Genomic DNA, 11,778 nt, shown 5'->3' with positions numbered 1-11,778 from the left:
AGCCCATCCGCGCGATCTGTTCGACGTGAAGCGCCTGCTGGACGCAGAAGGGCTGGTCGACGAGGTTCGTCACGGCTTCGTCGGAGCGCTGGTAAGCCACGGGCGCCCGGTCGCTGAGCTGGTCAGCCCGAGCCGAAAGGATCAAAGCGCTACGTTCAAGGCTCAGTTCGAAGGAATGCCCTTCGAGCCATTCACCTATGAGGATCATGTCGAAACGCTCGATCGCCTTGTGCAGACGATTCATGCCTCGCTCGATGCCGACGATCGACAGTTTCTCAGGAGCTTCGAAGCTGGGGATCCGGAGTGGGAAAGCTTCCCGCTGCCCGCTGTCCGTGAGCTTCCAGCGCCGCAGTTCAAATTGATGAATATCCTTAGGTTCAGAGACGCGCAGCCCAAGAGGCATCAGGCCGGTCTGGCAGCGCTGGAAGCGGCGCTTTCGTAACCAATCCATCTCGGTCGTGAACAGGGCGCAGCTAGGCCGGCAGTTGGTCCAATTGAAGGCGGTGCGTGTCATGGGCAGTGACGGCGTATTCAATCGCGCCGGGGAGCCAAGGCCGGGGGAGGGGATTGGCGGCGAGTGGATTGTGAATGACGTAATATGGCGGTTGGCCACAGAATTTGTCGCGGTCATCGGGAAAGGCATAGAAACCGGAGCAGCCGACGATTGCGCTGACGCAGCGATAGTCCTCCTGGAGGAAGTTGTCGGTGGGAATCTCTTCGCCGTTGGCCTTGAGCACGGTGTCTTGCCATGAGAGCTGCCAGCCACCGAGCGGCTGACCTGTCTGCACGTCGACATGGGCCTGCGGGCTGCCGAAGGGAAGTACAGCCATAGCCGCGAGCGGGACGCCGCCAATGCCGAGGGTATCGCCGCCAAGCCGGCAGGTGTTCACCGCGATCACGAACGGGAGTTTCGGATCGACTGCCTCCTGCTCCAGACATTTGAGATAACCATCACGCTTGGCTTTGATGACAGACGTCCAGCGCAGGAGCATCTGATCGGTGGGAACCATACCGGCGCCGTTGGCGCCGCCATCCTGCCACTCCTGCGGCAAGCCGCCCTTGGCGGCGTCGCCCGGCTGCGCGGCGACCGCTTCGATATAGACCTGATCATCGATCAGGAAGTCTGGCCCCTTGTCCTCGCTGGCCATGTTCCAGCCGAGGTCCTGAAAGCGGCCATAGAGCATCGCTTCCCAGATCCGGCTCGCCAGCTTGCCGAGATCGCCGCGCTGGAACTCGACAAGGAAATGGCGGTCGCGGCAATCCGACCGCGCGAACCTCGCGACCATTGGCGTCAGATAGTTCGCGATGTCGGGATCGCTACTTGGCCAGATGCGCGAGAATGTTTCGCGAATGAGCGCAGTCAGTTCGTCGTTATCGCTCATTTCGTGCCGGGGCGACCATCAAGGCAGGGAAGGGGGCGACGCCTCGGTCCTCAGGGGGCTCGAGGCGTCAATCTCGACTAGCCGTTGAGCTTGTCCTTGACGGCTTTCGCCACAGTGAAGGTAAGTTTCCGGGAAGCGGCGATCTTGATGGTCTCGCCATTGGCCGGGTTGCGGCCTTCGCGGGCAGGCACGTCTTTCACCTTGAATTTTCCGAAGCCGTTGAGGCTTACTTCCTCGCCCTTGGCCGCCGCATCCGCGATCGCCGCGAAAACGAGATCGACCGCCTTGCGGGCATCCGCCTTGGTCGTGCCCGTCTGGCCGGCGAGGGTTTCAGCAAGCTCACTATTGTTCATTCGGATAGTCCTCATTTCAGTTGAAATTGCTCACTGCATAGCCGCCTGGACCGACCTGCGCCATCGGTGTGCTACGTCTGCATGAAAATGTCTGCCTTGTGGGTGTCCGACAGGCTCATCACACGATGGGCGAATGCTTCGTTTTCATCGGTCGCCTGATCAAACAGACGTGCGAGCTTTGCCAGATTTTCAGTCTGAAGGTCGCTGAGCGCCGCGCGATCAGCTCGAACGACGTCGATTTCGGTGCTGACGACATAGGAGAAGAACTTGCCCAACAGACCCGCGACGACGTCGCTGACCTGGATCAGCGGTTCGTCCTGCGAGTCCACGAACCTGAAGCTGTCGACTGGCACGCCGTCACGCATGAGGGGATCGGCCAGCAACTGGCGGCGGACGACTTCCTCGAGGTCGAGAACATGCGTCGAGTTGCGCAGCAGTGCGATCCTGTGGCGGAAGAAGATGTCGAACCCCTCGATCAGGATATGCCGATCCTCATCGTCACCTTCGATGAACGGAAAGCTCTCACCCTGAATGGCGTCCTCGAGAGCCTGGGCAAGAAGCCTCCCATAAAAGGGATGAAGGTGATCTGCTTCCTCTTCGACCATCTGCAGCACGACATGATAGAATTGCGGGCCATCGCGAGGATCGAGCGCGGGATAGTTGAAGAGCCGGAACAGGTCCGTGGTCGCCTCGAGGTCCCGGCGCAGGGCAAGGTTGAGCATATCCTTGAGAGCCGGTGCGACCAGCATCAGTTCTTCACGATCGCCCGCGATAAGTGCGGCGTCTACAATGTCGACGAGCGACCAGTAGATTACGTCCAGGCACTGGTAGTGGAGGAATAGCCCGTTGGCCGCGATCCAGTCGAGGAGGTCCCCCAGACGCCGTGAGCCCAGCAGGTCGAGAAAGTCGCCCTTGCCGATGTGCGCGAGCTTCATCTCCTTGGTGGTGGGCTGTAGTTTGAGAGCCGCGCGTAGAGGGGCGATGTCGATGGGTTTGCGAGGACCGCTATGGGCAACGCCGGCGAGGACAAAGCATCCCGGATTATCGACGTTCAACCCATCGGCCGTGACGTGCAAACGGCGGATGTTGTTCGTCTCGTCATAATAGAGCGTATAAGGCGCGTCGGCGCGATCCAGCCCGTGAAGGTGAATGTCGAGCCCGCGCAGATCTTCGATATCAATTCCCTGTTTGCTCTCCGTCATCCGCAATGTCAGCGTTTCGCGATCCTGAGGCCTGAAATGGCGCGTGCGCGAAACCGCGCGGCTCCGCCTGCCTCGCGCACCTTTCGAGCCTTTTCGGCATAGCGGCGCGCCATCTGCCGGTGCGCGAGAATGCGATCGATGCAGGTCGCCCGGCTAGCCGCACGATATTCATCCGTCGTGCGCAGCTCGTAATGTTTGAGACTGAAATCAGCCACGCTGGTCTCCGACAGTTTGCCATTGCCTTAGTGCCAACTGTGTCACTTTACCTCACGCCGGGTAAAGTGACGTAGATGGCAAACGTTACGATCCGTCTGGCTTGCGGTTGGATATGCGGATGATGTTGACGAAGGCCACGACGATGCCGAGGGCCATCACGATGAGCAGGCCCCAGGGACCGGTGCCGGCAAACCTGTCGATGATCCAGCCAAGCAAGGCACCGCCGGCAACGCCGCCGAGTAGTTCCGCCAGCACGCGATTGCCGAGGCTATAGCTGGCATCGGCACCTGTAGAGGCAGGGCGGGTTCGTTCCTCTTCGGCCGAATGCGCCGCCTCGAGGCGATCCTTCAGGCCATCCAATCGGGGATCCTCTCCGATAAGATCGGGGTCTGATTCATCTTTGCTCATGGGGCGGGTCTAGCATGGTGTGAAGACGAGAAAAATGATGAGGAGGGGTGAAGTGACACGGATGGCAAAAGTGCCGTCTCGCGTCTCCATGAGCATTTTGGGGGATTCACAAGAGTCCAGCTTTGTGCTTGATTCGTTCCATGATCCAGCAGGACCTCTTCGCGGCGACGCCCCAGCGAACGACGGGCATGCCCGATATCGTACGCATCATCGCCGAGCACTCCGCGCGGCCGCGCTATACCTTCATGGTGCTTGATCTGATCGCGCGGGTTGCGCGGGCCAACGGGCAGGCGGGACCGCTCGTTCGCGAAGGCGAAGCGCTTGTGCCGATCCGCGAATGGCTGGCCGCGACGATCGCACCCAGCGGCGCGCGTCATCATCAGCGCCGCGCGACCGCCGACAAGGTTCGAGCTGCGCTCGTCGGCCGGGGAGAGTTTCCAGGTGATCCGGCCGAGGCCGACCGCCTGGTCGAGGCGGAAGTCAGTGAGCGTGTCCGCGAAACCGGCATGACGGCAATCAGCCGGGCGGTGTCGGAGCTGGTGAGGGCCGGGCTGATCACGCGGCACTACCAGGGGTTCTTCGTCGATCATGAAAACCGCGGCGCCCAGCGTCATGCGGTCTACACCGTGACCGACGCGGTCCGAGCCGCGCTTCACCCAAGCATCGCCATTAGCGAGCACCGGCGGCAACCCTATGTCCGCGGCGCGCATGGGCAGCCCCGGGCAGAGGCAGCGCGCGCCTCAGGCTAAATCCCCGGTGCGTGCTGCGGCAGAGCGCGCTTTTCTTGGCGCTCCCAGGTCTCGATCAGGAACAGGGCCAGCGAACTGGCGGCGTTGATCGCGAGACGTGCGATGCGCGGGTCGATCCTCCGGAAGCCCTTTTCACGCCCGTGAGCGTCACCACCATGCGTTCGCAGCGCACCGATGCCTTTTGCAACCGATGTCAGGCCGCTCAGGATCTGGCGGACGTCTGCTTCCACTTCGGCGGGCAGGTCGCTGCGCCCCGGCGACAGGTTCAGCGGCTCCTGGACGGCGCGGATAAGGCCGTCGATATCCTTGCGGGGCGGCAGCGGCAACCCGAGCTCGATGAGGATGGATCTGCAGACAGCCTCGATGAGCGAGCACGCGGCGGTTACCGCATCTTCGGGGTCATCCTGAAGATTGGGGAGGGCGCGCGCTATCTCCATCTGCACCGTGTCGAAGTCCAGTGTTTCGACTTTCTGGATGAAGGGTTCGACGATCGTCCCGGAGCTCTGGCGTCTGGTCAGCACGGCCTTGCCGCCGACGATGACCACCGCCAGCTCGTCCGCTGCGAGCGCCTTGTTGAGATGCTCGCGAACCGCGGTCGCCTTATCGGGCTCCGTCAGATATTCGCGCGGATCGCAGACCTTCTCAATGATCCGCGTGATGTAGACATCGCCCTGGCCGTCATAGTGATTGGCTGCCTGGCGCAGGAAATCCGTCGTCGCGGGTACGCGAGAGCTCGCGCCGATACGCATGTCGAGGCCGCAATCGAGGAAGAATTGTTCGATCTTCGGGCCCGACCGATAGATTCCGATCGCCGGGCTGTTATCATTGCCGGCGCCGCCCGTGATCGTGTCGACCAGCGCCTTGATGACAAAGGCAGAGAATTTGCCGCTCATGGCTTGTCTGCCGCGAGAGAGAAGGACGCGAGCTTCGGGCAGCCTTCAATCTTCACTACCCACATGCTCAGCCTTGTCCGAGAGTGATTCCGTCAGAATTCGATGCGTAATTGCTTGGGCTGCCGTGACCAGATGGCTGTATCTGTCGCGGTACAGGAGTTGACCGATGACTGTTTCGACGGCCTTCGGGTTGACCTTTTCTACGACGTCTAGCGCCTTTTGGCATCGCTCGCGGCCGCATTCGCGCAACGCTGAGACGAGATAGTCGTCTCCATGATGCTCGGCGATTGCTGCCAAGTCGAACATGTCGCGTGGCTGCAAGTTCCAGCCCCGGAAATAGACCTTCTTGGCTGCGATTTCGGCCGGTGTCTCCAGGTCGACGATCTGCCCTCGCACATCGTGACGCTCGCTGGCGATATCGAGGATGGCGGAAGAGCAGATGAAGTCGATCTCGCCGAGTTCGTCAAAGGCCAGTTTGAGCGCCTGCGTCCCGTCGGTCTTATATTCGTCCGGTCGGCGGGTCATGGCGAAATCTTGGATCTGCGGATTGAGGAAGGGTAGGATTTGCGGATCATCGAGAAAGATGTCGATGTCGTGGCTTTCGCGATGGTCGATCTGGAGCATGAGAGCGGTCCCGCCGCCAAAGCTCCACGAAGGCGCAAAGCCTACGGTTTTCTCTAAATGGCCGAAGATTTCCATCGCGAGGTCGAACAGGACTGGCCACTGGCTCGGGCCCCGCTCGACCATACGTTACGCTGCCAGCGGGAGCGCGTAGCCCGACAGGTTGGAAAACTGGTCTGCGACCGCGCAGACCTTATCGGCATCGACACCCATTTCCTGGACGAACTGCAACTGCAGAGCCGGGCTCACTTCCGAGAAAAAGGAGAACACGGGCGCGTTGAAGTCGCTCGCGCTCTTGGGGTCGGTGATCAGCGCGGCGAGTTGATGCGCGGAGAGGTTCGCCCCATAAGGAGCGTTCACCGTCGCCAACACCAAGCTTGCAGCCTTTGCCATCTCACAACCTGTACCATGATCCCATCGATCACTCCGTCTATATAGCTCTGGGGCGTTATCAAAACAAGAACGGGGCAATCTGACGAGTAGCTGGGTGAATGTAGGCGTCAGATTTCCGGCTTGAATCCGCCCTCCCCGCGCGATTTTCCCACTTACCATAATGGGAGATTATGGTAAGTATAGGAGCGCGAAACCGGCAGGGAAGGGGCAAGTTCCGCAGATGAAGAAATTGCAGCAATCACGCGGCACAAATGTGCCGCGCATTATGCCGCAGGCGACCGAGCGGCTGGCGTCACTCGGCGTCGGACTCAGGAACCTCGAACAGTTCGACCGCGAAATCCGCGATCTGGTCGGCGGCCAGGTGCATCATGGCGATCGGCGCGCTCTCCATATCAACGCGCTCGATCTTCCCGTCCTTCATCTGGACCAGGAAGCGGTCGCATTGCTCGAGCACGACCATGCGAATCCCGTCATCCTCGTCGAGCGTCAGCCGACGCACGCTTCCTTCATAGGCGATCCAGGCTCCGTCATGGCCGCTGGTCGTCCGCACATAACCGACGGCGACATGGCCGCCAGCCTCGACCTTCTGGACGATCGGCAACAGCCATCCGAAGCGCAACGGATCGGCCCTCGCCGTAATCGGCGATGTCCGGGCAATCGTTTCACAGATCCAGCCCATCAGCACCGCCAGTCCGAGGAAAAACAGCAGTTCCAGTTCGATCGCAAGCGAGGACAGCCCCTGTGGCGCATGGCCGCTGAGCAGCGCCTTATAAGGGTTGGGTTCGTAGGACAGCCTGATGAGTGGCTTCCAGGCCGCGATCAGTTCGTTGAGCGCGAAGATGCCAGCGCCGAAGACATGCGCGCCCAGCGCCAGCGCCACAACCAGGAAGATAGTGAGATTGGAGTTCGGCCGATCCGGTCGCGGCGAGACAAAATCGCGCGCTTCCCCGATCCGAAGTCCGAAATAACCAGCGAAGCCCGGAAGCAGCAGAACGAGCGCGCCGAGCAGCGCATATCCGAAGGTCATGCCAGCTTAGGCCGTTTCGGCGGTCTTCTCGGCCCTGGCGGCGCGAATCTTCTCGCGGTCGATGACATAGACGCCGTTGCGCTGGACGGCCGCCTCACGCGCTTTCCTCCAGCTCCCGAAGGTTTCATGGACCTCGCGGCCCAGTTTCAAGGCTTGTGCCGAGTTAAGCTGCATCATGTCCTCCAGAATGACATATAGCGAGCAATGGCTGAGAGTTCCACAAGATCCTCCGATATGGAAATCATCGTCGTCAGAACCGAGGACGCCGCACTGCCGATGCGGTCGCGGAACGCGGACGCCGAAACGGTCGATATGCGGTTGCTCCGCACGATCGGCGGCATCGTTCCCACAGATCTGCCGCCGATCAGCCAGCTCGGGCTCGAGACGACGCTTTCGGCCATGGCCGACGCGACCAAGGCGGCGATTGCCGCCGATCTCGATTGCTGGCGTGACTGGTGCGGCGAGGAAAGCCGAAAACCACTGCCCGCCGATCCCGAAGATGTGGTGCGCTATGTGAATGCGCTCGATGCCAGGGGGAAAAAGCCCGCGACCCTCGCGCGACGTATCGCGAGTCTCGGTTCGGTCCACCGCATGATGGGACTGACGGGCGATGCCGCGCCCACCGACGCGCCGATGGTGCGGGCAGCGCTCAAGGCCGTCCGCAGGCGCAAAGGTGCCCTCCAGCGCCAGGCAGCGCCCTTGCGGCTGGGCAAGGCACTCGATCCTCATGCCGCCAAAGGTTTTACCCTTGCCGCGCTGCTCGATGCCTGTGGCGGCGATTTGCAAGGGCTGCGGGATGCCGCCCTGCTTTCGCTCGGCTATGATGCCGGCCTGCGGGTCAGCGAACTCACCATGGTGGAGGCAAGACAAATCGATCCACAGGAGGATGGCTCGGCGACGCTTTTCATCCCTTACTCCAAGACCGACCAGGAACAGGAAGGCGCCTGGGCATGGCTTTCCGCGGAGACGATGCGGCGCGTCGGCGCATGGCTGGTTGCAAGCGGCATCGAAGAAGGCCCGCTGTTCCGCAGGGTCGGGGTCGATCGACGTCGCGCACGGGAAACCGTACCGGAAACTGCGCTCGCACGAACGACCTATTCCATCGGAACGACATCTCTAACCCGGCAGGGCGTCAACGGCATCTACCGCCGTGTGGCGCTCACGGCCTATGACAAGGGACTGGTTACGCTGGCTGTTGGCAAGCTGGACGACGCGATCCAGGCCTTGTCCACACATTCGCTGCGCGTCGGCCTTACCCAGGATCTCTTCGCGGCGGGAGAGGATGGCGCTGGCATCGCGCAGGCCCTGCGCTGGAGTTCGCCAACAACCGCATTGCGCTATGGCCGCAAGCTCGCCGTGCGCAGCAATGTTGCCGCACGCGTCTTGTCGCGGGTCCGTAAATGAGCTGCCAGCCCTGCCTTTCCAGGCCGGATTTGCAAAGACTCTCATATTGTTGGAGACTCCGACGAGGACGGTTTCCGAAGAAATCGAGGAGAATGAGTTTGCCGACCATCACGATCGAATTGAGCAAAGAGGATTCGGCGAACCTGGCCGAACTTACGCGGCGTTGTGTCGATGCAGATCAAGCACGAAATGGCGCAACGACTCATGGACCACTTGAGAGTGCCGCGGACCTTCTAACGATGCTGGCGCAGGATGCGGCGATGGTCATTCGCCGGCCCGGAAGCTGGGAAGGTGCCGGCATGGCTCGACTTCTCGCGGGTCACGGGTATGAGGTGTAGCGCGCCCGCCAAAAGCGGGGCGAAGATCTCGAGAGCGAATGAACGGCTCGTCCGAAGCGCAGCGCCACATGTTGCGGCAAGTGGATACCTGACAGGACCATCACATGACCTAGAACGGGTCTGGGCCTGTCTTGCGGCGGCGATTGAGACGGTCCCGGTGTCGAACCCAGCCTGAAGCGAACGGACGAAGGATAGAGGAAGGAATGTTCACGCTCGATGACGGTTTGGTCCACGCACAATCCGCCGGTACTTGCGCAGCCCTCTATTGTGCGAAACGCGTCCAACTTGGAGTGAAGGGGGATTGGAATATACCGCCGGTGATCGAGGCATGTCTGACGGGACCCTCTGCCCAGGCTTTGGCACTGGCCCACAGCATGCCTTACTGGAATTTGCGGAAACTTCACCGTGATAGGGCTCGCGTCGGCGTATATGCGCTCGTCCTGCGCTCGGGGAATCTGTCGGTTCGATGGCAGCCATTCGGTTGCGATTTCGATAGCAATATCGCCAGATTCGATTTCGAGGGGGACGATGATACGGACTGGATCCGTTCACCGATCCTGGGCCCGCAGGTTATGCAACGGCCGGACAATGAACTCTATTTCATCGAGGATTTCGCCGGCCTGATGCACCGCGTGGACCGAGCAGAGGAACTGTCGCCAAGGGAGCGGCTCCTTCTGGACATTGAGTGCGAAGCTCTCGTGGCATTGCTCAAGAATCTCATCGGAACCTTGTCCTGGTTCGTCAGGCCGATCTGGGAAGACACGATTGTCTGTCGATGGAAGCCCCGTCCGGAAGATAGCGGCAATAAGGGACTTCCAGCCTATCTTCTCCCTGGGCAGAGACACATTGCCGCGCTCGAGGTCCGAATGCGGCACGAGCTGGAGGCGAACTTCTTTGAGGGCATCCTGTCCTGGGCACTATCGCAACTGAAAATCGAAGAGGGAGATTTCTGTAGCGTGCTGGCTGACATCGATCCGAAAGAGCAGAGCCATCATGCGCGCAGCCAGCGCGTGAGCACGGCCATCAAAAACATGACCGGTGCCGGCGGCCCCAAGCGCGTGGCCCGCGCGCTTGGGGCGCTGAAAGCCCTGAACCGGCTTCCCAAAGGATGGTCTGAGGCCGTTGTCCCGAGAGAAGATGATCCTTGGGAAACCAGCATACAGCAGCACTTCGTGGACAGCATCAGCACAGCCGGCTAAATGCCAGTTGCGGCTCCTGGGCCACCGTACCTGCGTGGCGGTCGTAGACCCTCCTCATTGGATGAATGATAGACAGTAATTTCGCGCGCGACTTGGCGTCGATGGCGCGTTTCAACAGGCTGGCATTGTTCGTGGCCAGCACCTTGTTCCTGCCGCGGCCCACGCAATCAGTTCGAACGCGCGATCATATGATCCCGAAATTGCGCTGCCTCGGGTGGAAGCCCCCGAAACCAGTAGCGCCGGACGGGGTAAGGGAGCCAGCGCATCGGCACTCTGCCGAAACCGAAGAACGCCAATATGCACCCCGCAATGAAAGCCGTCATCACGCCGGTGCGGATCAGATCGCCCGCCTGTGTCGCCGGATAGACGGGGAGGTAGATGACGACCAACAGCATGATCAGCACGGCGAGGGTCAGCCTGAATGAGAGCCGCCACCAGTCATCCATCCGATGCTCGAACGTCACCAGAAAGGCCTCCCGATCCGCACGCCCCTGCGGGCTGTCAAGATACACCATGTGGGGGTTCTCCGGCTCCGGCGCGGCCCCGACCGGCACCGGCGTTGGCGGATACCGGTCCGGCGGACACGGCGTCTTTCGCCAGATGACAAAGCCCAGAATCTCTTTCCGGTTCGCCTGACGCTTGCGGTACGGCCAGTAGATTTCGTGCCAGTAGGTCAGGTTCGATTTGCCTTGAGCGGCCAGCCACTCGTAAATCGGTTCTGGCGGCGTGGGTGCCGGACCGTAATCCGTCACTGCCCCAAAGGTGCAATGATAAACGAAGTGGAGGAAGGCGCCGACGAACACGACCTTGGCGACCACGGTCGGAACGGCGCCGGCAAGAACCCCAAAGAAGGTCTGCCAAAGTTGTGGTTCGAACCAGCAGAGAAAACGCGCTCCCAGAATGACCGTGCTGAGCCCAAGCAGGAGCTGGCCAAGCCAGAATAGCGCGCGGCTGCGATTCAGCGGGCCATAGCGCGCGCGTTGCAGGGTGAGGATCGCCGTGTCGATCTGGCGCTCCCCCTCGCCCGGATCGTCCGGAGCCAGATGGGCGGCCAGTGCGTCATAGGCGCGTGGTTGTCTGGTCATTTCTGTTTCTCCTGAAGGGCGCCGACAATTTTTGAATGCCTCGGGCAAGGCCCGCCTCGCGGAGTCCGGCCATCTCGTCGCGCCTGCGGCAGGAGCGGAACAAGGATGCCCGACACACGGGTATGGCTTCTGCTGCCTCCATCAGAGGCTCTCAGGCCGGGTAAGCATGATGCGCGTCTTGAGATTGCCATCGGGCCGGCGATGCAGGTCGATGATATGCCCGGTCCGCGGCTCGAAGCTCATGAGCTCCGCAACCGTCTCATAGGATGTGTTCGATCCGAAAAAGTGCGCCGGGCCATGCCATTTCTGGCCCTCGATCAGCCGCATCCTGAAGGTGCCTTGCGGGACCGGAACGCGAATGCGGTCGTTTTTTGAGACATAGACCGAGATGATGTGCCGGCCTGATGCCGGATCGAAGAGCTGCACGACCGCGTTCGCATCCGCGGTTTCGATGGTGAGGAAGCTGGAAATGCGCTTGCGCGTGACCCCGTTTTCGACGGTGACGGCT

At 61.1% G+C, this 11,778-nt stretch carries 15 protein-coding genes and 2 pseudogenes; 5 read left to right on the top strand and 12 right to left on the bottom strand.

The features are described from left to right. Positions 1–442 (top strand): annotated as a pseudogene (locus SX1_RS23215) (nucleotidyl transferase AbiEii/AbiGii toxin family protein); the annotation flags it as partial. A 31-nt stretch (positions 443–473) separates the two neighbouring features. Here SX1_RS23215 and SX1_RS20790 read toward each other — a convergent pair. The 5 genes from SX1_RS20790 to SX1_RS20770 all read right to left on the bottom strand — a co-directional run bounded on the left by SX1_RS20790 (position 474) and on the right by SX1_RS20770 (position 3,561). Continuing rightward, complete coding sequence (locus SX1_RS20790; protein WP_019054640.1) at positions 474–1,382, bottom strand: hypothetical protein; 909 nt, start codon at positions 1,380–1,382, stop codon at positions 474–476. A gap of 77 nt (positions 1,383–1,459) precedes the next feature. After that, a complete protein-coding gene (locus SX1_RS20785; protein ID WP_019054639.1) occupies positions 1,460–1,735 on the bottom strand; it encodes an HU family DNA-binding protein in 276 nt (91 codons plus the stop codon). Positions 1,736–1,806: 71 nt separating this feature from the next. Next, positions 1,807–2,937, bottom strand: coding sequence for a DUF3800 domain-containing protein (locus tag SX1_RS20780; RefSeq protein WP_019054638.1), 1,131 nt, complete (start codon positions 2,935–2,937; stop codon positions 1,807–1,809). An 8-nt stretch (positions 2,938–2,945) separates the two neighbouring features. Continuing rightward, positions 2,946–3,152, bottom strand: coding sequence for a hypothetical protein (locus SX1_RS20775; RefSeq protein ID WP_019054637.1), 207 nt, complete (start codon positions 3,150–3,152; stop codon positions 2,946–2,948). A gap of 85 nt (positions 3,153–3,237) precedes the next feature. Continuing rightward, a complete protein-coding gene (locus tag SX1_RS20770; protein WP_019054636.1) occupies positions 3,238–3,561 on the bottom strand; it encodes an AtpZ/AtpI family protein in 324 nt (107 codons plus the stop codon). Positions 3,562–3,701: 140 nt separating this feature from the next. Between SX1_RS20770 and SX1_RS20765 the strand changes: the two genes are divergently transcribed. Beyond that, positions 3,702–4,310, top strand: a complete 609-nt coding sequence (locus tag SX1_RS20765) for a hypothetical protein (protein WP_019054635.1) — start codon at positions 3,702–3,704, stop codon at positions 4,308–4,310. On the opposite strand, the gene SX1_RS20760 is transcribed toward SX1_RS20765, so the two are convergent. From SX1_RS20760 to SX1_RS24585, 5 genes are all read right to left on the bottom strand, one after another. Then, positions 4,307–5,203, bottom strand: a complete 897-nt coding sequence (locus SX1_RS20760; protein ID WP_019054634.1) for an abortive infection family protein — start codon at positions 5,201–5,203, stop codon at positions 4,307–4,309. The two genes, SX1_RS20765 and SX1_RS20760, sit on opposite strands and share 4 nt — an antisense overlap. Before the next feature lie 45 nt (positions 5,204–5,248). After that, positions 5,249–5,902 (bottom strand): nucleotidyl transferase AbiEii/AbiGii toxin family protein, encoded by a 654-nt coding sequence (locus SX1_RS20755; RefSeq protein ID WP_235219113.1) that lies wholly within the window; start codon positions 5,900–5,902, stop codon positions 5,249–5,251. Between the two features lie 51 nt (positions 5,903–5,953). Beyond that, entirely contained in the window at positions 5,954–6,217 is a 264-nt protein-coding gene (locus SX1_RS20750; RefSeq protein ID WP_019054632.1) for a hypothetical protein, read from the bottom strand. 292 nt (positions 6,218–6,509) lie between these two features. Then, entirely contained in the window at positions 6,510–7,244 is a 735-nt protein-coding gene (locus tag SX1_RS20745) for a hypothetical protein (protein WP_019054631.1), read from the bottom strand. A gap of 6 nt (positions 7,245–7,250) precedes the next feature. Beyond that, positions 7,251–7,421, bottom strand: coding sequence for a hypothetical protein (locus tag SX1_RS24585; protein ID WP_019054630.1), 171 nt, complete (start codon positions 7,419–7,421; stop codon positions 7,251–7,253). Positions 7,422–7,478: 57 nt separating this feature from the next. Between SX1_RS24585 and SX1_RS20735 the strand changes: the two genes are divergently transcribed. From SX1_RS20735 to SX1_RS20725, 3 genes are all read left to right on the top strand, one after another. After that, positions 7,479–8,648 (top strand): tyrosine-type recombinase/integrase, encoded by a 1,170-nt coding sequence (locus SX1_RS20735; protein ID WP_019054629.1) that lies wholly within the window; start codon positions 7,479–7,481, stop codon positions 8,646–8,648. 92 nt (positions 8,649–8,740) lie between these two features. Beyond that, entirely contained in the window at positions 8,741–8,986 is a 246-nt protein-coding gene (locus tag SX1_RS20730) for a hypothetical protein (RefSeq protein ID WP_019054628.1), read from the top strand. A gap of 203 nt (positions 8,987–9,189) precedes the next feature. Continuing rightward, positions 9,190–10,185, top strand: a complete 996-nt coding sequence (locus SX1_RS20725; RefSeq protein ID WP_026150008.1) for a hypothetical protein — start codon at positions 9,190–9,192, stop codon at positions 10,183–10,185. A 167-nt stretch (positions 10,186–10,352) separates the two neighbouring features. Here SX1_RS20725 and SX1_RS20720 read toward each other — a convergent pair whose 3' ends face one another. Beyond that, positions 10,353–11,270, bottom strand: a complete 918-nt coding sequence (locus SX1_RS20720; protein WP_019054626.1) for a hypothetical protein — start codon at positions 11,268–11,270, stop codon at positions 10,353–10,355. Between the two features lie 141 nt (positions 11,271–11,411). Beyond that, a pseudogene (locus tag SX1_RS20715) lies at positions 11,412–11,778 on the bottom strand (hypothetical protein); the annotation flags it as partial.

Origin of the sequence: Sphingobium xenophagum NBRC 107872, from assembly GCF_000367345.1 — a bacterium.
GTDB classification, from domain to species: domain Bacteria; phylum Pseudomonadota; class Alphaproteobacteria; order Sphingomonadales; family Sphingomonadaceae; genus Sphingobium; species Sphingobium xenophagum.
The sequence above is the reverse complement of the archived record's forward strand: the minus strand, read 5'-3'. Positions and strand labels throughout refer to the sequence as shown.